The sequence below is a fragment of the Sphingorhabdus sp. genome (genome assembly GCF_044338195.1).
Taxonomy (GTDB): Bacteria; Pseudomonadota; Alphaproteobacteria; order Sphingomonadales; family Sphingomonadaceae; genus Sphingorhabdus_B.
Genome location: NZ_JBIIMC010000001.1, coordinates 14,094 through 34,358, shown reverse-complemented (window position 1 = coordinate 34,358; position 20,265 = coordinate 14,094). Strand labels below are relative to the sequence as shown.

17 protein-coding genes and 1 tRNA gene are annotated in these 20,265 nt (G+C 56.9%); 11 read left to right on the top strand and 7 right to left on the bottom strand.

Annotated elements, in window-relative coordinates:
• The first annotated feature begins 38 nt into the window (after positions 1-38).
• The gene (gene yghU, locus ACIQZK_RS00140; RefSeq protein WP_397574360.1) at positions 39-920 is read left to right on the top strand and encodes a glutathione-dependent disulfide-bond oxidoreductase; all 882 of its coding nucleotides are present in this window, start codon (positions 39-41) and stop codon (positions 918-920) included.
• Between the two features lie 264 nt (positions 921-1,184).
• Here the strand turns inward: yghU and ACIQZK_RS00135 are convergent.
• Positions 1,185-1,277, bottom strand: a tRNA-Ser gene (locus tag ACIQZK_RS00135).
• Between the two features lie 198 nt (positions 1,278-1,475).
• Here ACIQZK_RS00135 and ACIQZK_RS00130 point away from each other — a divergent pair.
• Positions 1,476-2,228 carry a DUF1134 domain-containing protein gene (locus ACIQZK_RS00130; RefSeq protein WP_397574359.1) on the top strand — a complete coding sequence of 251 codons (753 nt, stop codon included), beginning with the start codon at positions 1,476-1,478 and terminating at the stop codon, positions 2,226-2,228.
• Here ACIQZK_RS00130 and ACIQZK_RS00125 read toward each other — a convergent pair.
• Genes ACIQZK_RS00125 through ACIQZK_RS00110 form a run of 4 tightly spaced genes read right to left on the bottom strand, consistent with a single transcriptional unit; the run spans position 2,225 to position 5,939 of the window.
• Positions 2,225-2,833: a riboflavin synthase gene (locus tag ACIQZK_RS00125; RefSeq protein ID WP_397574358.1), complete on the bottom strand. Its 609-nt coding sequence runs from the start codon at positions 2,831-2,833 to the stop codon at positions 2,225-2,227. The two genes, ACIQZK_RS00130 and ACIQZK_RS00125, sit on opposite strands and share 4 nt — an antisense overlap.
• 15 nt (positions 2,834-2,848) lie before the next feature.
• Positions 2,849-3,817, bottom strand: coding sequence for a bifunctional diaminohydroxyphosphoribosylaminopyrimidine deaminase/5-amino-6-(5-phosphoribosylamino)uracil reductase RibD (ribD, locus tag ACIQZK_RS00120; RefSeq protein ID WP_397574449.1), 969 nt, complete (start codon positions 3,815-3,817; stop codon positions 2,849-2,851).
• Entirely contained in the window at positions 3,814-4,221 is a 408-nt protein-coding gene (locus ACIQZK_RS00115; RefSeq protein WP_397574357.1) for a hypothetical protein, read from the bottom strand. Before ACIQZK_RS00115 ends, ribD begins: the two co-directional genes overlap by 4 nt.
• A 59-nt stretch (positions 4,222-4,280) precedes the next feature.
• Positions 4,281-5,939 carry an NAD+ synthase gene (locus ACIQZK_RS00110; RefSeq protein ID WP_397574356.1) on the bottom strand — a complete coding sequence of 553 codons (1,659 nt, stop codon included), beginning with the start codon at positions 5,937-5,939 and terminating at the stop codon, positions 4,281-4,283.
• A 123-nt stretch (positions 5,940-6,062) separates the two neighbouring features.
• Here ACIQZK_RS00110 and ACIQZK_RS00105 point away from each other — a divergent pair, with 123 nt between their 5' ends.
• The 6 genes from ACIQZK_RS00105 to pheT all read left to right on the top strand — a co-directional run bounded on the left by ACIQZK_RS00105 (position 6,063) and on the right by pheT (position 12,221).
• The gene (locus ACIQZK_RS00105) at positions 6,063-6,998 is read left to right on the top strand and encodes a ribose-phosphate pyrophosphokinase (RefSeq protein WP_183942152.1); all 936 of its coding nucleotides are present in this window, start codon (positions 6,063-6,065) and stop codon (positions 6,996-6,998) included.
• Positions 6,998-7,777, top strand: coding sequence for a histidinol-phosphatase (hisN, locus tag ACIQZK_RS00100; RefSeq protein WP_397574355.1), 780 nt, complete (start codon positions 6,998-7,000; stop codon positions 7,775-7,777). Before ACIQZK_RS00105 ends, hisN begins: the two co-directional genes overlap by 1 nt.
• A gap of 217 nt (positions 7,778-7,994) precedes the next feature.
• Positions 7,995-8,195 carry a 50S ribosomal protein L35 gene (rpmI, locus tag ACIQZK_RS00095; RefSeq protein ID WP_125231188.1) on the top strand — a complete coding sequence of 67 codons (201 nt, stop codon included), beginning with the start codon at positions 7,995-7,997 and terminating at the stop codon, positions 8,193-8,195.
• Between the two features lie 99 nt (positions 8,196-8,294).
• A complete protein-coding gene (gene rplT / locus ACIQZK_RS00090; protein WP_183942150.1) occupies positions 8,295-8,660 on the top strand; it encodes a 50S ribosomal protein L20 in 366 nt (121 codons plus the stop codon).
• A gap of 82 nt (positions 8,661-8,742) precedes the next feature.
• Positions 8,743-9,825, top strand: coding sequence for a phenylalanine--tRNA ligase subunit alpha (gene pheS, locus ACIQZK_RS00085; RefSeq protein WP_397574448.1), 1,083 nt, complete (start codon positions 8,743-8,745; stop codon positions 9,823-9,825).
• Complete coding sequence (gene pheT / locus ACIQZK_RS00080) at positions 9,822-12,221, top strand: phenylalanine--tRNA ligase subunit beta (protein WP_397574354.1); 2,400 nt, start codon at positions 9,822-9,824, stop codon at positions 12,219-12,221. Before pheS ends, pheT begins: the two co-directional genes overlap by 4 nt.
• 60 nt (positions 12,222-12,281) lie before the next feature.
• Here the strand turns inward: pheT and ACIQZK_RS00075 are convergent, their stop codons facing one another.
• Positions 12,282-14,633: a TonB-dependent receptor gene (locus tag ACIQZK_RS00075; protein WP_397574353.1), complete on the bottom strand. Its 2,352-nt coding sequence runs from the start codon at positions 14,631-14,633 to the stop codon at positions 12,282-12,284.
• Between the two features lie 133 nt (positions 14,634-14,766).
• Here ACIQZK_RS00075 and ACIQZK_RS00070 point away from each other — a divergent pair, with 133 nt between their 5' ends.
• Both ACIQZK_RS00070 and ACIQZK_RS00065 read left to right on the top strand, forming a co-directional pair.
• Complete coding sequence (locus ACIQZK_RS00070; RefSeq protein ID WP_397574352.1) at positions 14,767-15,360, top strand: TetR/AcrR family transcriptional regulator; 594 nt, start codon at positions 14,767-14,769, stop codon at positions 15,358-15,360.
• Positions 15,361-15,384: 24 nt separating this feature from the next.
• Positions 15,385-16,947: a peptide chain release factor 3 gene (locus tag ACIQZK_RS00065; RefSeq protein WP_397574351.1), complete on the top strand. Its 1,563-nt coding sequence runs from the start codon at positions 15,385-15,387 to the stop codon at positions 16,945-16,947.
• Here the strand turns inward: ACIQZK_RS00065 and ACIQZK_RS00060 are convergent.
• Positions 16,944-18,902 carry a beta-galactosidase gene (locus ACIQZK_RS00060; RefSeq protein ID WP_397574350.1) on the bottom strand — a complete coding sequence of 653 codons (1,959 nt, stop codon included), beginning with the start codon at positions 18,900-18,902 and terminating at the stop codon, positions 16,944-16,946. The two genes, ACIQZK_RS00065 and ACIQZK_RS00060, sit on opposite strands and share 4 nt — an antisense overlap.
• Before the next feature lie 162 nt (positions 18,903-19,064).
• Between ACIQZK_RS00060 and ACIQZK_RS00055 the strand changes: the two genes are divergently transcribed.
• On the top strand, positions 19,065-20,180 hold the full coding sequence (locus ACIQZK_RS00055) for a fatty acid desaturase family protein (RefSeq protein WP_397574349.1): 1,116 nt from the start codon (positions 19,065-19,067) through the stop codon (positions 20,178-20,180).
• Positions 20,181-20,265 lie beyond the last annotated feature (85 nt).

Here is a 20,265-nt window from a genome sequence, read left to right as displayed (position 1 = left end):
CCGACACCCTATGATTTCACCTAAGGAATACCACATCCATGACCCAGACTTTTTCCGATTACACGCCAGCGAAGGTCTGGGAATGGAATACCGAAAACGGCGGCCAGTTTGCGAATATCAACCGGCCCATCGCCGGCGCGACGCATGACAAAGAACGCCCCGTCGGCAAGCATCCGATGCAACTCTATTCGCTTGCGACCCCCAATGGCGTGAAGGTGACTGTCATGCTTGAGGAGCTGCTCGCGCTTGGCCATATAGGCGCAGAATATGACGCGTGGCTTGTCAATATCCGCGACGGCAACCAGTTTTCGAGCGGCTTTGTCGAAGCCAATCCCAACTCCAAAATTCCGGCGTTGTTCGACCATTCGACACCAGAGCCTACGCGCGTTTTTGAATCGGGTGCGATCCTTTTATATCTTGCTGAAAAGTTCGGCGCGTTCCTGCCGACCGAGCATCATGCGCGGACAGAAACGATCAACTGGCTGATGTGGCAGATGGGCAGCGCGCCCTATCTCGGTGGCGGTTTTGGCCATTTTTATGCCTATGCACCGTTCAAATTTGAATATGCCATCGACCGATTCGCGATGGAAGTGAAGCGGCAGCTGGACGTGCTGGACCGCAACCTTGCCGACCGCACCTACATGGCGGGCGAGGAATATACCATCGCCGATATGGCGATTTGGCCATGGTATGGCGCGCTCGTCAAAGGGCTGATTTACGACGCAGGCGCGTTTCTATCTGTCCATGAATATAAAAATGTCATCCGTTGGACTGACCTCATCGCCGAACGGCCAGCGGTGAAGCGTGGGCGCATGGTCAATCGCGTCATGGGCGATCCCGCCAGCCAGCTGCACGAGCGGCATGACGCCAGCGACTTCGACACCAAAACGCAGGATAAGGTTGCCGCTGCAAAAGCGTGACCTACGTCACGCGCGAAGGAAAAAATGAAGCCTATATGGGTCCTGCGACCCGAGGGCTTCTTACTTAAGGAGGGGCGCCCTCTCCTTAAGTGCTTGGTCGGATGTCCTCCTGACCAAGCTCTATTTTTCACATTAACGCTTGCTGCTATTGACTGCGCGGAGCGTGCATTCTGCGTCAAGCTGGTTGCTGCCGCCTGCAGCAAGAGCAATTGGTTGCGGCAATCATTGCCGATGCTGAAACGCTCCGATGGTGTGAAATTGCCGTGGCGGAGACGGAGGGATTCGAACCCTCGGTACCGGATTTACCAGTACGACGGTTTAGCAAACCGTTGGTTTCAGCCACTCACCCACGTCTCCAGCGCGTTTGGCATGCGCGGCCTATAGCGTTGCATGCATTTGGCTGCAATGGTTATTGACACGGGCATGCTATAAGAAGAAAATTAACGAAATAGGATCGCTCTGGCGCGCACTGAACTCGCATTGTCGATCGTTCATCATGTGCTCATCTAGAGGATTCATAGAGTGTTGCTTGATTTTAAAAGGGGTGGGATACGCATGTTAGCATTTAGCCAGGGCCTAAAACGGTCAATATATCATTTGCGGATGCTGCTCGCGGCCGGCGCACTTGTCGCTTCGCCAGCGATGGCGCAGATTAACACCGTCGATCCCAATGATGTCATCGATTCAGACCTTGGTACGCCGCCGCCGGCCCCGGCCACCGCCCCAGCGGCGAATGTTGCTCCGACTGTTCAGGATGGTGTTCCGACAGAAGCCCCTGCAACATTACCGGAAACGTCGACCGCGTCTCCCGCCATCTCGACCGAAGCCACCTATCAACAAGATGATTTGATCGGCGCTGCCGAAGGCGTCTTTGGCAAGAGTGCCGAAGGTCTTGGCAAATTGATTGAGGACATTCTGAAAAAGGAGGGCCGGCCAAATGCCTATATCGTTGGCCGCGAAGGTGGTGGCGCATTTGTCGTTGGCCTTCGTTACGGATCGGGCACGCTGAATCACAAGGTTGAGGGCAAAATGCCCATCTATTGGACGGGTCCGTCGATTGGACCCGATGCTGGCGCAAATGCGGGCAGCACCTTTGTGCTTGTTTACAATCTGTACGATACCGAGGACATTTTCAAACGTTATCCCTCCGGTGAGGGCGTCGCGTATCTCGGCGGTGGCTTTAATGCGAGCTATCTGGCCCGCGGCGATGTCGTGCTCATTACCATCAGGGTAGGTGCCGGAATTCGGTTGGGCACGAATATCGGATATATGCGCTTTTCCAAAAAGCAGCGTTGGCTGCCCTTTTAACGGGCGCGCATATCTTCCATGCGTTTCAAGTACCGGGCGAGTACGTCAATTTCCAAATTGACCTGCCGCCCGGCGCTCAGTGTCCCCAATGTCGTCATCTGCGCCGTGTGCGGAATGATGTTCAGCATGAAATGCGCCGAACCATCGGCCTGATCGGCAATGTCATTGACGGTCAGCGACACGCCATCAACAGTAATTGATCCTTTGGCCGCGATATAGGGCGCTAGGCTGCCCGGCGCGGCGACGGTGACTTTCCAGCTATCACCCACGGTTTCGCTGCCAACAATATGCCCGACGCCATCGACATGGCCCGTGACAATATGTCCGCCCAATTCATCGCCCACCTTCAGCGCGCGCTCCAGATTCAGTTGGGTCCCTGCTTCCCACATGCCCGCAGGGGTGCGTGAAACGGTTTCTGCAGACGCATCGATTGCGAACCAGCCTTCGCCCTTGTCGACAACGGTCAGGCAAACGCCCGAACAGGCGATAGATGCGCCGATGGCGACCGTGTCCATGTCATAGGCGCAGTCAATCACAAGGCGCAAATCGCCCCGTTGTTCAGATGAACGAATATTGCCAACGTCCGTGATGATACCTGTGAACATATATATATTGCCTCTTTAATTGGCGCGTTCGTAGACTTCGAGACGGTCTTTGCCAAGACTGCGGGAATCGCTCAGCTGCCAAAGTCCATGCGCGTCGGCCAGTTGCCCCAGTCCAATGTCGCCAAGGCAGGCCTTGCCTGCCCCGATGAAAATGGGTGCGCGGTACAATAACAGCCGGTCAACCAACCCAGCTTTCAAAAAAGCCGTGGCTGTTGCAGCGCCGCCTTCAACCATCACATTATTACAATCCAGCTTTGCGATGTCCGCTGGCGTAGAAATAACTTCCCACCCGTCGGGGGCATCACCGCTGCCCAGCATGACCTTGCGCGGCGACCGGTGTTCGAGACCCGTAAGCCGCACATTCAATTGCGGTGCGTCTGCTTTTACGGTGCCCGATCCCACCACCATGGCATCCGTTCGCGCGCGTTCAATATGGCTATGCGCGCGCGCGATATCACCCGTAATCCAACGGCTGCTGCCATCCGCCATGGCGATTTGACCATCCAACGATGTCGCGATTTTTAACGTCACAAATGGCCGCCGCCGCTGCATGCGGCTCAGAAATCCGGTGAGATTTTTGCGCGCCTCAGACGCCATGACGCCAGTTTCGACAACAATGCCCGATGCCATGAGCGCCTTGATGCCCGCACCCGCAGTCCGGGGATCAGGATCCTCCAGCGCAACGACAACGCGCGCTGGCCGGGCATCCATCAGCAATACAGCGCACGCCGGACCGCGGTCGGATTGATGTGCGCATGGCTCAAGCGTGACGTAAATAACGCTGCCGTGCGCTGCAGAACCGGCCTGTGCCAGCGCCATGGCTTCTGCATGAGGACGACCCCCCTTTTGGGTCCAGCCGCGTCCAACGACGATGCCTGCTTTGACGATGATACAGCCGACCGACGGATTCAGCCCCGTCTGGCCAACACCACGTTCCGCCAGCGCCAAAGCTGCGGCCATGAAGCGGTGATCGGCGGTGGCTATTGTTTTGCTCCCGCAGCAGCGTCTTTGGCTTGCGCATCTTTTTGCGCACGCTCAAGCTCGGCCTCGCGCTCAATTTTTTCCACGTCCATCCCGACCGCGCGACCAAATGCTTTATATGCCTCTTTCTCGCGGGCGCGCATTTCGTCTTTTCGCTTTTGATATTCAGCAATCGCCGCTTTCGATTCCTCGATCGTGCGCGTCGCGGGCCAGCTTTCGAAATAGGTCACGGTTGGTGGCGGCGGCTTCGCCTTTTCAAGCGTATCGAGATAAAATGTGTAGATGATAATCGCCGTCGGCACGCAGGCGGCCAGAAACAGCCACGGGCTATGTGTGCCCGTTGTGCGGAAAAAGTTGATCAGATCTGTGCCCGCATTGCGCAGCGAGACATCTTTAAAAAATGACATGGCTATCCAATAAGACCGATATCGCGCGATTTCCAGTGCGCGATGTAAAGAGGCTGGGCTTATCGCCCACTTCGGAACGCGTTTGTAATGGGGTAGCGGCGATCCCGCCCGAAGTTTCGTGTGCCAAGCTTTACCCCCGGAGGCGCCTGCCGCCGTTTATACTCGGCCAGATAGAGCAGCCTTTCTATCCGCACGACCGTGTCACGATCAAAGCCTTGGGCAACGACCTCATCAACCGAGCGCTCTTCCTCCACCAATGCATGCAACATTTTATCAAGGACGGGATAATCCGGCAGCGAATCGCTGTCTTTCTGGTCCGGTCGCAATTCCGCACTGGGGGGTTTGGTGATGATATTGTCGGGTATCACGGGGCCGTCCCGACCCAGACCAATGCGCGGCTTATGCGCATTGCGCCATTCGGAAATGGCAAAAACCGTCATTTTATAGGCATCTTTTATCGGGTTATAGCCGCCGGCCATGTCGCCATAAATCGTGGCATAGCCGACGCTCATTTCGCTTTTATTGCCCGTCGTCAAAAGCATATGTCCAAATTTGTTGGACAGCGCCATCAACGTGACGCCGCGAATGCGCGACTGAATATTTTCTTCGGTAATGTCGACATCGCGGTCGGCAAAGCTGCCCGAGAGCATGTCGTCGAAAGCGCCCACAGCCGGTGAAATGGGAATCGTATCAATCCGGCACCCAATCATTTCCGCGCATTGCGCAGCATCGTCCAGACTGGATTGGCTGGTATAGCGGCTGGGCAACATGACACACCAAACACGGTCCGGCCCAAGCGCATCAGCGGCAATGGCAGCGCATATCGCACTATCGATGCCGCCCGACATGCCCAACACGACGCCGGGAAAGCCGTTGCTGTTCACATAATCGCGTAGGCCCGTGACCATGGCGCTGTAGATATCCGCCGGATGGTCTTCCCAAAGCGCCTTTGGCCCATCTGCGCATTGCCAGCCATCATCGCCGCGCGTCCAATGCGTCATACGCAGATGCTCTTCCCAGTCGGGCAAGCGATGTGCCGCCGCACCATCCGCGTTCAGGACAAAGGAACTGCCGTCGAACACCAGCTCGTCCTGACCACCGACACGGTTTAAAAACATCAGCGGCAATCCGGTTTCGCGCACACGTGCGGCAAAAACCTCTTCCAAACGCCGGTCATCCTTGTCGATTTCATACGGGCTGCCATTGGTCGAAATAAGCAACTCAGCGCCGCGTTCCTTCAAATGGAGGCTAACCGGGGCGAGCCAGCCATCTTCGCAAATCGGAACGCCAATACGCACGCCCTTAAACAGCACGGGTTCTGGCATGGGGCCAGATGCAAAAATCCGCTTTTCATCAAAGGTTCCGTAATTGGGCAGCTCATGCTTGTAACGCACCGCTGCAATCTGACCGCCATCGAGCAATGCAATTCCGTTGTACAGAGCGCCATCGTCGAGGAATATCGAACCCACAAGCATGGCGGGCCCGCCATCCGCCGTCGCCTCCGCAAGCTTCGCAAGCTCCACCGCAGCGCGCGCGGCAAAGGCTGGCTTCAGCACCAGATCCTCGGCCGGATAGCCAATCAACTGCTGTTCAGGAAACACGATCAGGTCGGCATCCGTCGCTTTTGCACGCCATTCCAGCATCTTGCCGGCGTTGCCTGCCAGGTCACCCACGCGCTGGTTAAGCTGCGCCATTGCAATATTGAGCCGATTTGTCATTTCACCACCCTATTGTCCACAATGTAGCGGGGCAAGCCGATTGTCAGGCCAGTCGCGCGTCGCTAAGGCATTTCACGAAACTTTGGCGCGCGATTCAAAGCTCAGGGGTCCGGGGACACGCACATGAAATTGATGACAGGCAACAGCAACCTTCCTTTGGCGAAGGGCATTGCAGATTATATGAACTTGCCTTTGACCGACGCCAGCGTGCGCCGTTTCGCCGACAATGAGATTTTCGTCGAAATTCATGAAAATGTGCGCGGCGAAGATATGTTCGTTATCCAGTCCACCAGCCACCCAGCTAATGACAATTTGATGGAATTGCTGATCATGATTGATGCGTTGCGCCGTGCATCGGCAAAACGCATCACGGCAGTGCTTCCTTATTTCGGCTATGCGCGGCAGGATCGCAAACCGGGACCACGCACGCCCATTTCGGCGAAGCTTGTCGCGAATCTGATTACCCAGGCTGGCGCTGACCGGGTGTTGACCGTGGATTTGCATGCAGGCCAGATTCAGGGCTTTTTCGATATTCCAACCGACAATCTTTATGGCGCGCCTGTCATGAGCGCCGATATTTTGGAGCGCCATGGCGACAAGAATATCACCGTCGTATCGCCGGATGTTGGCGGCGTTGTCCGCGCGCGCGCGCTGGCCAAGCGTCTCGACGATGCGCCACTGGCGATCGTCGATAAGCGCCGCGAAAAAGCCGGCGTTTCCGAAGTCATGAACATCATCGGCGACGTGAAAGACCGTTTCTGCATATTGATTGACGACATCGCAGATAGCGCAGGCACGCTGTGCAACGCGGCCGACGCGTTAAAAGCCGCCGGTGCGTCAGACGTCGTCGCCTATATTACGCATGGTGTATTGTCCGGCGAGGCTGTGAACCGGGTCAACGCGTCCTCACTGCGCAAACTGGTTATCACCGACTCCATCTTGGCGTCGGACATTGCCAATGCCAGTCCCAAAATACGCCAGCTGCCCATCGCGCCATTGTTGGGCGAAGCGATCAAGCGCATTGCGGATGAAAGTTCAGTCAGCTCTTTGTTCGACTGATGACACCGGCGGATACCCTTCTGGCCAACCGTTTGGCCGAGGCAGCGGGCCAAGCCATCCGGCCCTTTTTCCGGTCAGCCTATAGCCACGAGGCAAAGGCCGATTCGTCACCCGTAACGGAAGCCGACCGCGCCGCCGAAAGCGCCATCCGCCGCATTCTTGATGCCGAGTGCCCCCGCGACACGATCATCGGTGAGGAATATGGCGAAAAAACCGGCAGTTCGGGCCGAAGTTGGATTATCGATCCGATCGACGGAACCGTAAGTTTCATGGCCGGGCGCCCGATATTCGGAACATTGATTGCGCTGCTCGAAGACGGCTGGCCCGTTCTGGGTGTCATTGACCAATGCATTAGCGGCGAGCGCTGGGTCGGCGCTGCCGGGTATCCGACGACGTTGAACGGCAATCCTGTCACGACAAGGGCATGCACCGCATTAAATCAGGCGACGCTGGCAACAACGGGGCCACAATATTTTACGCAGCATGATGGCGATCATTTTATGGAACTCGCTGCGCAAACGGCACATAAGAAAATGCTGTTTGGCGGCGATTGTTACAACTACGCCCTGCTCGCCAGCGGGCATATCGACATCGTCGTTGAAGCCGGCTTAAAGCTGCATGATTTTGCGGCCTTAATCCCCATCGTAACGGGCGCAGGGGGGATGATGAGCGATTGGTCGGGGGAACCACTGCATGGCGCTTCGGACGGCCATATCATTGCGGTGGGCGACCCAGCCCGGCTTGATGACGTGCTCGAAGCACTGGCATGCCAACACTAAAACGCACTAGCCCCGTCCGTTTCATTTGATCCGCAGCGCCGTTTCCCAGCACGCGATCTTGGTCATTTGCTGCAAACGCTTCAGGGTTCGGGCCACATTACCGGCATTAAGCTTGCAATCGGGCGCGAATCCGGTTAGGCGCGCCCCTTCCGAATAAGCAGGCTGGCCAATAGGGCTGCCATGTCGGCTTGATACGGACTCAACAAAGGAGACCAAAATGCCCAAGCTCAAGACCAAGAGCGGTGTGAAGAAACGCTTCAAAATCACCGCAACAGGCAAGATCAAGCATGGCGTCGTTGGAAAACGGCACCGTTTGAGCAGCCATAATGCCAAGTATATCCGCCAAAACCGTGGCACCAGCGTGATCTCTGATCCCGATGCCAAGACAATCAAGAAATGGGCGCCATACGGTCTGTAAGACCAAGCGAACGTTTTCAGACTGAGCGTGGTGCGAAAAAGTGGGAACCGGTTTTTCGGTTAAGCCACGCGACCACGAAAAACAAAAAGGATATAGATTATGGCACGCGTCAAACGTGGTGTGACCACCAAAGCCAAACATAAAAGAATTTTAGAGCAGGCGAAGGGCTATTATGGCCGTCGCAAAAATACCATTCGCGTCGCACGTCAGGCCGTCGAAAAGGCCGGTCAGTACGCATATCGCGACCGTAAGGTAAACAAGCGGAACTTCCGCGCATTGTGGATCCAGCGTATCAACGCCGCAGTCCGCGCCGAAGGCATGACCTATGGCGTGTTCATGCATGGCCTGAAGCTTGCTAACGTTGAACTGGACCGCAAGGTTCTTGCCGACCTCGCGATGAACGAAGCCGCGATGTTTAGCACGATCATTGCGCAGTCGAAGGCAGCGCTCGCGAAAGCAGCATAAGCTCCTAAAACTTCGATATTGCGCAAAAGGGCGTGGGCGGCACTTGCCGTTCGCGCCCTTTTGCTTATTCAGGCGAACCATGATGACAGATATTGCGACACTCCAAACCGAACTGATGGCAGCGATTGATTCCGCGGATACGCTGGATGCGCTGGAGGCTGTTCGGATATCCGCCCTTGGCAAGCAAGGCAGCGTTTCGGCGTTGCTCAAGACAATGGGCGCGATGTCACCTGATGAACGCCAGACGCAAGGTCCGATTATCAATGGTCTGCGCGAAAGCGTTACCGCAGCGCTGGCCGCGAAAAAAGCCGCTTTGGAAACAGCCGAGCTAAACCGGCGTCTCGCAAGCGAATATGTCGACATGACATTGCCTGCGCCCGAAACGCCCCGCGGAACAGTGCATCCCGTCAGCCAAGTCATGGACGAGCTTGCCGAAATCTTTGCCGACATGGGTTTCGCCGTTGCCGAAGGGCGCGAGATCGAAGACGATTGGCACAATTTCACCGCGCTCAACATTCCCGAAACGCATCCTGCGCGCGCGATGCATGATACTTTCTATTTCCCCGACGAAATGGCGCGCGAAGGCAGCAAAATGCTGCTGCGGACGCACACATCACCGGTGCAAATCCGCACCATGACGTCACAGGAACCGCCGATCCGCATTATCGCACCTGGCCGCGTCTACCGCAGCGACAGCGATGCGACGCACACGCCGATGTTCCACCAGATCGAAGGCCTTGTCATCGACAAGGGCATTCACCTTGGTCATCTGAAATGGACGCTGGAGACATTTTTGAAGGCCTATTTCGAACGCGAGGATGTCGTCTTGCGTCTGCGTCCAAGCTATTTCCCCTTCACCGAACCATCGGTTGAAGTCGACGTTGGCTATTCGATCGTCAACGGCAAGCGCGTCATTGGCGGATCAGAAGGCTGGATGGAGGTTCTTGGCTCCGGCATGGTCCACCGCAAGGTTATCGAGGCCTGCGGGCTTGATCCCGATATATGGCAGGGCTTTGCCTTCGGCACCGGTGTCGACCGCCTTGCCATGCTGAAATATGGGATGGACGATCTGCGTGCCTTCTTCGACGGCGACAATCGCTGGCTGCAACATTACGGATTTGACGCGCTCGATGTTCCGACGCTGAGCGGAGGAGTAGGCGCATGAAATTCTCATTGTCATGGCTGAAAGAGCATCTTGATACCGACGCCGATATGCAGGCCGTTGCCGATTGCCTGAACCGTATCGGGCTTGAAGTTGAAGGCATCGAGAACCCGGCAGACAAATTGTCCGCGTTCCGCATCGCAAAGGTGCTGAGCGCAGCGCCACATCCACAGGCCGATAAATTGCAGATACTGTCCGTCGACGCGGGCGGCGAACCGCTGCAGGTTGTCTGTGGCGCACCCAATGCGCGCGCAGGCATGCTTGGCGTATTTGGTCCAGCCGGCGCCGTCGTTCCCGCAAATGGCATGGTGCTGAAGGTCGCCGCGATCAGAGGCGTCGAATCCAACGGGATGATGTGTTCGATTGCGGAGCTGGAATTGGGCGACGATCATGATGGCATCATCGAACTCGCGGCCGACGCGCCGGTGGGGACAGTCTATGCCGATTGGGCAGGATTGGACGACCCCGTCATTGATGTCAGCATCACCCCCAACCGTCAGGATTGCATGGGCGTTCGCGGCATTGCGCGCGATCTCGCCGCAGCTGGCCTTGGAACATTGCGCCCGCTGGACAAAGTTTACAAAATCAATTTGGACACGCCAAATGAAGGCAGCGAACCCGCGCCGATCGTGCGCACTGACGACGCCGCAGGCTGCCCTGCGTTCTACGCACAAGCTGTCTCCGGTGTCCGCAATGGCGACGCACCCGAATGGATGCGCAGCAAGCTGAAAGCCATTGGCCAAAAGCCGATTTCAGTGCTCGTCGACATCACCAACTTCATATCCATTGATCTTGGCCGGCCGTTGCACGTTTATGACCGCGCAAAGCTGAACGGCGCGCTGGTGGCCCGCAAGGCTGTCGACGGGGAAAATATGGTCGCCCTCAACGGCAAGACCTATATGCTGGATTCCAGCATGACCGTCATTGCTGACGACAGCATGGTGCATGACATTGGCGGTATCATGGGTGGCGAGCATAGCGGCGTTTCGGAAACGACCACGGATGTCCTTATTGAATGCGCCTATTTCGACCCTGAACATATTGCACGCACCGGGCAGAAGCTGGCGTTGACCAGCGATGCGCGGCAACGTTTTGAGCGCGGCGTTGACCCAGCGTTTCTGGAAGACGGATTGGCGATCGCGACCAAGCTCGTGCTTGACCATTGCGGCGGGACGCCAAGTGCCATCACTAGGGCGGGCGCTGCACCAGTTGCGCCGCGCAACATTTCTTACGACACACAATATTGCCAGCAACTTGGCGGCGTTGATGTTGCGCCGGAGGAACAGCGCAATATCTTGGAAAGACTGGGCTTTTCTGTAAGCGACGACTGGCGAGTCACCGTGCCGACATGGCGTCGTGACGTCGATGGCCCTGCAGACATCGTCGAAGAAGTTGTCCGTATCGTCGGGCTCGACAATGTCGTGTCCGTGCCATTGCCCCGTGCAGACGGCGTTGCCAAACCAACCGCAACGCCTGTTCAGTCGCTGGAACGCAAAGTGCGCCGTGCAGCGGCGGCACGTGGCTTGAACGAAGCGATCAACTGGTCGTTCCTGCCACAAAAGGCAGCGGACGCATTTGGTGGCGGCACATGGAGCCTTGCCAACCCGATCTCCGAAGACATGAAGGTCATGCGCCCTTCGCTTTTGCCGGGTCTGCTCTCTGCCGCGCAGCGGAACATGGACCGCGGCGCATCATCGGTGCGTCTATTCGAAATCGGACGGCGTTATTTTGCCGCGGCGGATGGCACAAGCGACGAGCGTCTGACGGCGGGCATCGTGCTGGCAGGTGACAAATCCGTGCGCAATTGGGCGACCGGTAAATCGGCAAAATTTGATGCTTTTGATGCCAAGGCAGAGGCCATCGCGTTGCTCAAGGCAGCAGGTGTCGCGACCGACGGTCTGCTTGTGATGGACGATGCCGGCGCGCATTATCATCCCGGACAATCGGCAACATTGCGCATGGGGCCAAAGAATATTCTTGCCGCATTTGGCACGCTGCATCCGGCGACGGCAAAAGCCTTTGACCTGGATGGCAGCGTTGTCGCCGCGGAAATCTTTTTGGATGCGATACCGCTCAAAAAAGCCACTGGCTTTATGCGCCCGGCCTTCACACCGCCTGCATTGCAAGCCGTTACCCGCGACTTTGCGTTTCTGGTTTCGCAAGATACGCCCGCCAATGATCTGGTTCGGGCGATTAAGGGATGCGACAAAGACAACATCGTCGCCGCGCGTTTGTTTGACCGCTTTGCCGGGCATGGCGTACCTGAGGGCCAAGTCAGCCTGGCGGTTGAAATTACGCTTCAACCCACCGACAAAAGCTATGGCGATGATGATCTGAAACTGATTTCAGATAAGGTCATTGCGGCCGCGGCCAAACTTGGCGCGGTGCTTCGCGGATAAAAAGAAAGGCCGGGCATGATGACCCGGCCTTCTTTTTTCAACGCGCTTTCGCGCGGCTTTTTAGAACTTCACGCCAGCGGTCAGAAACACCTGACGCGGGTTGCCGTAAAATGCGGTCAGCGTGCCTTCGCGGCCCAGCGACGCAACGGGCAATCCGGTTCCGCCAAGGACGGGCACGCCAGTCGTCGCGTTACCAGCGATGAAGCTGTAGCCCGAAGTCTTATATTCCTTGTCGAGCAGGTTCTTACCATAAAGCCCAATGCTCCAACGATCGTCAGGCGCGGTATACACCAAGCTTGCGTCGACGAGGGCATAGCCGGACTGATCAATATAGGGGTTCGGAATTTCGAACTGCGTCGTGCTGCTGCGGTACGAGACGGTTGTGCCGAGATTCAAGCGTCCCGCGCCAACTGGCGTCATGTAGGCAAGCGTTGCGCTCGCGGTCCATGAAGGTGTGTTCTGCACATCGCGGAAGGCGGCAACATCGGTCGGGACGCTCGCGATGTTCGAGATATATTGGTCGAACTTCGCATCAATATAACCCACTGCACCCAACAGGTTCAAACGGTCACCATCACGGGCAACGCTTTCACCAAGCCGTGCGTTAAATTCAAGCTCGACGCCTTTGAATGTCGCCTTGCCCGCGTTGGACGTTACGCCGCAGAAGGATGGCAGACCGCTGACGATACATGCAACCGATCCGGGGATTTGGACGTCCGTATAATCGGCGTAGAAGCCAGCGAGCGCATAGGTCAGGCCACCGTCGAACGCATTGCCCTTATAGCCAACTTCGTAGCTGTCGACGCTTTCTGGACGGAAGCTCAGAAACGCGGCCACTTCGTCATTTTCGCCACGGATACCATTGCCGTTGAGGTCGGGCGCATTGGCACCCACACCGCGCGGATCAAAGCCGCCGCCCTTAAAGCCTTGGCTGAAGCTGGCGTAGATATTGTCGTCTGGCGTTGGCTTAAAGCTCAGCGATATACGGGGCGTGAACTTTTTGAAATCACGCTGTCCGCTGAAGTTTGTGCTGGCTGCGCCAAAGGCTACACCTGCCCCGCCAAAGAAGGGTGAGCCGCCGCCGAGATAGTTTTGGCGCAGAATATTCGCGGTGCGCTTATCCCATGTGTAACGGCCACCAACCGACAGGCTGAGCTGCTCGGAAAGATCGTACGTAAAATCGCCGAAGACGGCGTAGGTTTCGGTATCGACCGCAGCATTGGTAAATGCCGTCAATCCACTGAGCGTCGTGAACAGGCGCACATCGAACAAGGTATCTGCCGTGGCATCCAGATAATATGCACCGACCATGCCGCTGAACGGACCAGCGTCCACAAGCAGTTGCACTTCCTGACTGACCTGTTCGTTGAAATAGCCGCCGGGGACATCGACATCTGCCGCAGGCAGCGCGTCAAAGTCGATGGGGGTCAGCGTGTCATCTTTGCGCCATGCACTGATGGACCGCAGCGTCAGGCTATCGGACAGGTCCACCGAAATATTCATGGCGAGGCCATAAGCTTCGATATCCTGTTTGGGATCAACAAGTCCGCCGCGTGTGTCGAAAACATTGTCCAGCACGGGCGCGCCCGACAACAATCCGGGAATGATGCGATGACCGCCGCGTGGGTCGCTCTTGTCACGGCTATAATCGCCGCTGATACGGACCGAGACCGGCGCACCATATCCGCCAAGCTCCAATGTGCCGCGCGCTGCCCACACATCCTTGTTATAATTTTCAAGGCCAGTGGTCAGGTTGTCACCAAAGCCACCGCGTGACAGCCGCGCGACGCTGCCGCCGACGCGCACGATGTCGCCAATCGGTGCAGACATAGTCAATACGCCGTCGGCCTGATCATAAGTTCCGACGGTTGCCCGTGCGCTTAAGGCGAACTCTTGCGGCAAACGCTTCGTGACATATTTCACTGCGCCGCCGATGGTGTTGCGGCCATACAGCGTACCTTGCGGTCCGCGCAGAACTTCGATGCGTTCTACGTCATAAATGTCGAGGACCGCAGCTTGCGGACGGTTCAAATATACATCGTCCAGATAGATGCCGACACCGGGTTCAAAACCCGACACGGGATCTTGTTGACCGATACCGCGAATAAAAGCCGACAGCGTCGAGTTACTACCGCGCGATGTTTCAAGCGTGGTGTTCGGCGTGATGTTGCCAATGTCGGTCAGGTCAAGCGCACCACGCAGTTCAAGCGCTTCGCCCGAAAATGCGCTGACGGCGATGGGCACATCGAGCAGATTTTCTTCACGGCGGCGGGCAGTGACGATGATTTCATCACCACTTTCCGCGCTCGCAGCTTCTTCTTGCGCCATAACAGGCGCGGTCACTGCCAAGCCGGAGACGGCAATGCTGGCCAATAATGCTGCGCGGATCATCGAAATATTGGGGGATTTCATTGTCACTCTCCTGATTGAAATGCGGGCCTTTACCCATTTCCAAATATGCGTATAGTGAAAGTTGAACCATGTTTCAACTTAGTCACTTTAGGAAATATAGCGAATGTCGGTCGAACGTGGCATATCAGCAACAATGACACCGGCTGAAAAAACACCCCGCACCGAACGGGGCCGCAAAACATTGCGTCTGTTGCTGGATGCCGCTGCTGCCGAATTTGGTGAAAAGGGTTTTCACGAAAGTTCCGTCGTGTCGATTACGCAGCGGGCCGGCGTAGCCTTGGGCAGTTTCTACACCTATTTTGATTCCAAAGATTCGCTCTTCCGCGCGCTGGTCCGCGATATGTCGGCGCAAGTACGGCAGACGGTAGGGCCCGTGATCGCTGCGGAGCCTGACCGGCTTGAAGGTGAGCGTAAGGGGCTGAACAAGTTTTTGAATTTTGTGCGCGAGCATAAGGAACTGTACCGGATTATTGACGAAGCTGAATTTGTCGATCCGCCAAGTTACCGCGCGCATTATGAAAATACCGTCAACGGATATCTCGCCAGCTTGAAAGAAGCTGCGGCCAAAGGACAAGTGCGGGACGATGTCGAGGAAGTCCATGCGTGGGCCATTGTCGGCATGAACGTGTTTTTGGGGCTGCGTTTTGGTGTCCTTGATGAAGATCGCGATGCAGCTGAAGTTGCGACTATCGCCGCCGACCTTCTGACAAACGGGTTGAAGCGATAATCAATCATCCCTAAGCCGCGCGGTATGACGCTCAACCGCCGAACCTTTGCCATTATCTCCCACCCCGATGCGGGTAAAACAACGCTCACGGAAAAGCTTTTGCTTCAAGGTGGCGCCATTCACTTGGCAGGCGAAGTAAAGGCGCGCGGTCAGGCACGCCGTGCGCGTTCCGACTGGATGAAGATCGAACAGCAGCGCGGAATTTCGGTTACGTCATCGGTGATGACGTTTCAAAAAGACGGCATTGTCTTCAATCTGCTCGACACGCCGGGGCATGAAGATTTCTCCGAAGATACGTACAGGACGCTGACTGCGGTCGATTCTGCTATCATGGTCATCGACGCGGCGAAGGGTATTGAGCCGCAGACCCGCAAGCTTTTCGAAGTTTGCCGCCTGCGCAGCGTTCCGATTATCACCTTCGTCAACAAGGTGGATCGCGAAGGTCGCCCCGCATTTGAGACGATTGATGAAGTCGCCGATGCACTGGCGCTCGATGTGTGCCCTATGAACTGGCCCGTGGGCATGGGCGGCGAGTTTGAAGGCCTTTATGACTTTAACAGCGGTCGCCTCAGCCAGCCGTCGGGCGACAGCAAGGCGTTTGAAGGCAAAGTCAGTGACCATGCCGGCCTGAATGCGACAAGCCTTGAAGATGTGCTCTCGTCTGCGGGCGTCGCGCGGCTGCGCGAAGAGGCGGAGCTTGCGCAGGCTGGATATTCCGAGTTCGATCTGACCGCTTTCCAAAATGGTGATCTAACGCCTGTTTATTTCGGCTCCGCGCTGAAAGAATTCGGCGTGATCGAGCTCATCAACGCGATCGCCAAATATGCGCCGCCACCGCGCCCGCAACCCAGTTCAAAGGGCGAAATTGATCCGTCCGAGAAAGAAGTCACGGGCTTCATTTTTAAGGTGCAGGCCAATATGGACCCGCAGCACCGTGACCGCATCGCGTTCATGCGGCTATGTTCCGGCACCTTCAAACGCGGCATGAAGCTCACGCCTTCGGGGCTTGGCAAGCCGGTTGCGATTCATTCGCCGATCCTGTTTTTCGCGCAAGATCGCGAGATTGCCGACAGCGCGGAACCCGGCGATATCATCGGCATTCCAAACCATGGCACCTTGCGCGTCGGCGATACTTTGTCCGAACGTAATGATGTGCGCTTTACAGGACTGCCCAACTTCGCACCGGAAATTTTGCGCCGCGTTGTGCTGCGTGACCCCACGAAGACCAAGCAGCTGCGCAAGGCGCTGGATGACCTGAGCGAAGAGGGCGTCATTCAAGTCTTCTACCCTGAGATCGGTTCAAACTGGGTGATTGGCGTTGTCGGGCAACTTCAGCTCGACGTTCTGATTTCGCGGCTTGAGGCGGAATATAAGGTCGATGCGTTTCTGGAGCCCGCACCATATGACACCGCCCGCTGGCTCATCGGGTCGGACACGGCGCTTGCGCAATTCATCTCGTTCAATGGCGGAAACATGGCGAAGGACCGCGATGGCCATCCGGTGTTTATGGCGCGTTCGTCATGGGATGTTGGTTATCAGCAGGAAAAGCACCCGGACCTGAAATTCAGCGCGACCAAAGAACGCTAACGCCAGACAGCAACGCCATAAGGTTCGATGTCCGAACCGCCGATGACAAACTCTGCGCCCTTTGGTGCAGGGGCGCGCGCGCTGACGCTATCCAGATTGAACGCGAAAGTCAGTTCACCCCGTCGGCGCAAGCGCAGCGTGGGCGGCAGCGGCGTAATCTGCACGTCCGCCTCCGCACATAAATCGACGAGCAAGTTCGTGAGAAAGGCATCGTCCGTCAGCGTCGCAAGATAGATGCTGCGATCTGCCCGCACCGCTGCCGGTGCGCCGTCTTCATAAGTTGCGATGATGTCCGCGTCGCCAACTTCAATCGTCTCGCGCCAACGGCCGCTTTCATATTCCGCGCCTTTGTACGCAATGCTACCACCGCAATCCGCGCGCAGCGTTTCGACCGAAGTGACTTTGATAGGCACAAAGTCACGCAGCCGTCCGGGCGGCAAGCCTTCGCTCATCGAAAATTCATCGGTCTTCGCACCCGCGCGTGGCCCGAAAAGCAATAGGCCATCGCTCGCCTGCAATGCATCGAACGCGGCATCGTCGACCACCGCCATGGTCGGCACAACGACCAGTCGATATCCCGCCAGCTGCGCGTCGCCTGCGGATACAAAGTCGACATCCACGCCTAGGCCACGCAACGCACGGTAATATTGGAAGACGACCGCATCATAGCGATATCCCGCACCCTGCCGTTCAATGTCGTCGACCCAGCCAGACACCGGATCAATGATAATGGCAACGGGGGACTTCGCCGCGACAACGGATAAGTCGCCAAGCCGCTGCATGTCCGATGCGGCCTGTTCCACTTCCGCCCATGCCGCGGCGGGCATATCATCAGGCCGTCTGAGCCCGGCATGCATTTGTTCTTGCGCAAAGGGCACCTGCCGCCAGCGGAAATAGGCCACGCAGGCCGCGCCATGGGCAAATGCCTGAAGCGTCCAGTGGCGCACCATGCCCGGCGCGGGACGCGGATTATGCGGCGCCCAGTTTACGGGCCCGGGCTGCTGCTCCATGACCCACCACGCACCTTTGGATAGCCCGCGCACCGAATCAAAATTGAGCGCCGCCAAATCAGGATGCCCCGTGCGCATGAACGGCTTCCATTCATCAGCCGAGGCTTTGGCCATGAGCTGATCGGAAAAACCGAGCGGATAATTGTCATAGCTGACAAAATCGAGCTCGCGCGTCAGCGCGGCATTGTCGACGCCCGTTGTCGACGGCGGAATGATATTGTGCGTCACCCACTGGTGCGGCGCGGCGTGGCGGCGAACGGCCGATATCATGACGTCATGAAAGCGAACGACCTGATCCGAGGCAAAGCGCCGATAGGCCAAGCGATGCGCAGGGTTCGTTTCGCACACCGTGAAAAAGGGCAGGTCGATCTGATCAAAATGGTCATATTCCATTGACCAGAACACATTGCCCCACGCCGCATTCAGCGCGTCGATCGTGCCATAACGTTGCGCACAATAGACCCGGAATTTTTCCAGCGCCGCTGGCGATGCGCTCGTGGTCGTATCGTGGCAGCACAATTCATTGTCGGTCTGCCATCCTGCCACATGCGGATGGCTGCCATAACGCGCAGCCATGGCGGCAGTGATGCGTTCCGCCTGCACCAGATATGTTTCGCTCGAAAAGTCATAATGGCGGCGCGATCCGAAGCCACGAACTTGGCCGGTGTGAATATCGACAGGCAAAATGTCGGGATATTTTTCGCACAGCCATTTGGGCGGCGTTGCGGTTGGGGTTCCAAGCACGACTTTCAGTCCCGCCCCGCCGAGCACGTCTATCGCGCGGTCCATCCATGCCCAATCGAATATGCCTTCCGCCTTTTCGATGCGACCCCACGCAAATTCGCCAATCCGGACATAACGCAGCCCAAGATCATACATTCTTTGCGCGTCGCGTGGCCAATGATCCTCGGACCAGTGCTCGGGATAATAACAGACACCTAACATGCCCGTTTGTTTAGCGCCCAAGCCACGGCTGGCAAGCCTGTGCGCGTGCTAGGCTTCGCGCGCCGAAAGAAAACGGCCATAATTCATATATTCTGCCATTTTATCGCCACGACTAATGCCTATGTACGGTCAAACAGGTCCGACAGGCAGATTGATACGCGCATGAGTGAAATGTTACTGACCCCGCACACGCACACAGACGGCGCCATTTTGGGCGGTGATCTCGTCGACCGCGCAGCGCGCCTCAAACAGGTTCCTGATGACAAAGCGATGTTGCGTGCGGTTGCCGAACTCACGCGTGACCTTGCTGCGCCGAACCCGCGCATTTTCTGGTCGGATTTCCTTTTGTCAGCGCTGGTTGGCTATGCCGGACTTGCGGTGGCCATCATGTCGGGAACCCCGTGGGTTCAGTGCGTTGCGGCGTTGGTCTCGATCCTTGGCTTATATCGCGCCGGCGGCTTCATTCACGAAGTGACGCATGTGAAGCATTCCGCGCTTCCCGGTTTCCGCTTTGGCTTTAACGCCGTGATTGGTGTGCCCCTGCTCGTGCCGTCTTATATGTATGAAGGCATCCACAACCTGCACCACGCGCGCACACGTTATGGCACGGACCAGGATCCCGAATATCTGCCCTTGGCGCTGATGAAGCCATGGACGCTGCCGGTATTCATCATCGTATCGTTGCTGGCGCCGATCGCTTTGCTGTTCCGCAACGCTGTACTTGCGCCGCTTTCGCTGTTCATTCCTGCATTGCGCAAGATAGTGGTCGAACGTTATTCGGGCCTTGCGATCAACCCTGCATTCCGCCGCAGACCCGCCGAGGGCGATGCACATCGCAACTGGATCGTGCAGGAAACCGCCGCAAGTATCTGGTCAATTGTGCTCCTAACCGGCGTATTTACCGGTTTCATCCCGCTGCAGTCTTTCCTCATCTTCCTTGCCATCGTCGCAAGCGTCGCCGTGCTCAACCAAGTCCGCACGCTTGTCGCGCATTTATGGGAAAATGACGGTGAGCCACTGAGTGTGACCGCCCAGTTCCTCGACAGCGTCAACGTCCCGCCGCCTGGTTTGCTGGCAGAGATCTGGGCACCTGTGGGCCTACGTTACCACGCATTGCACCACTTGCTGCCCAGCGTGCCATATCATGCGCTTGGGACGGCGCACAAACGCCTGACCGCACAATTGGCGCCCGATTCTGCTTACCACCGCGCCAATTATGATGGGCTTACCGGATTGGTATACCGTCTTGCGCGCAGCACGCTCGTTCGCGGGGCGTAAGCAATCTTCTGCGATGACCACAAGCCGCCGCCATAAACGACTTAGCCACTCTTGACCCTGTGTTCAAGTTTCCAGACGAACGTCA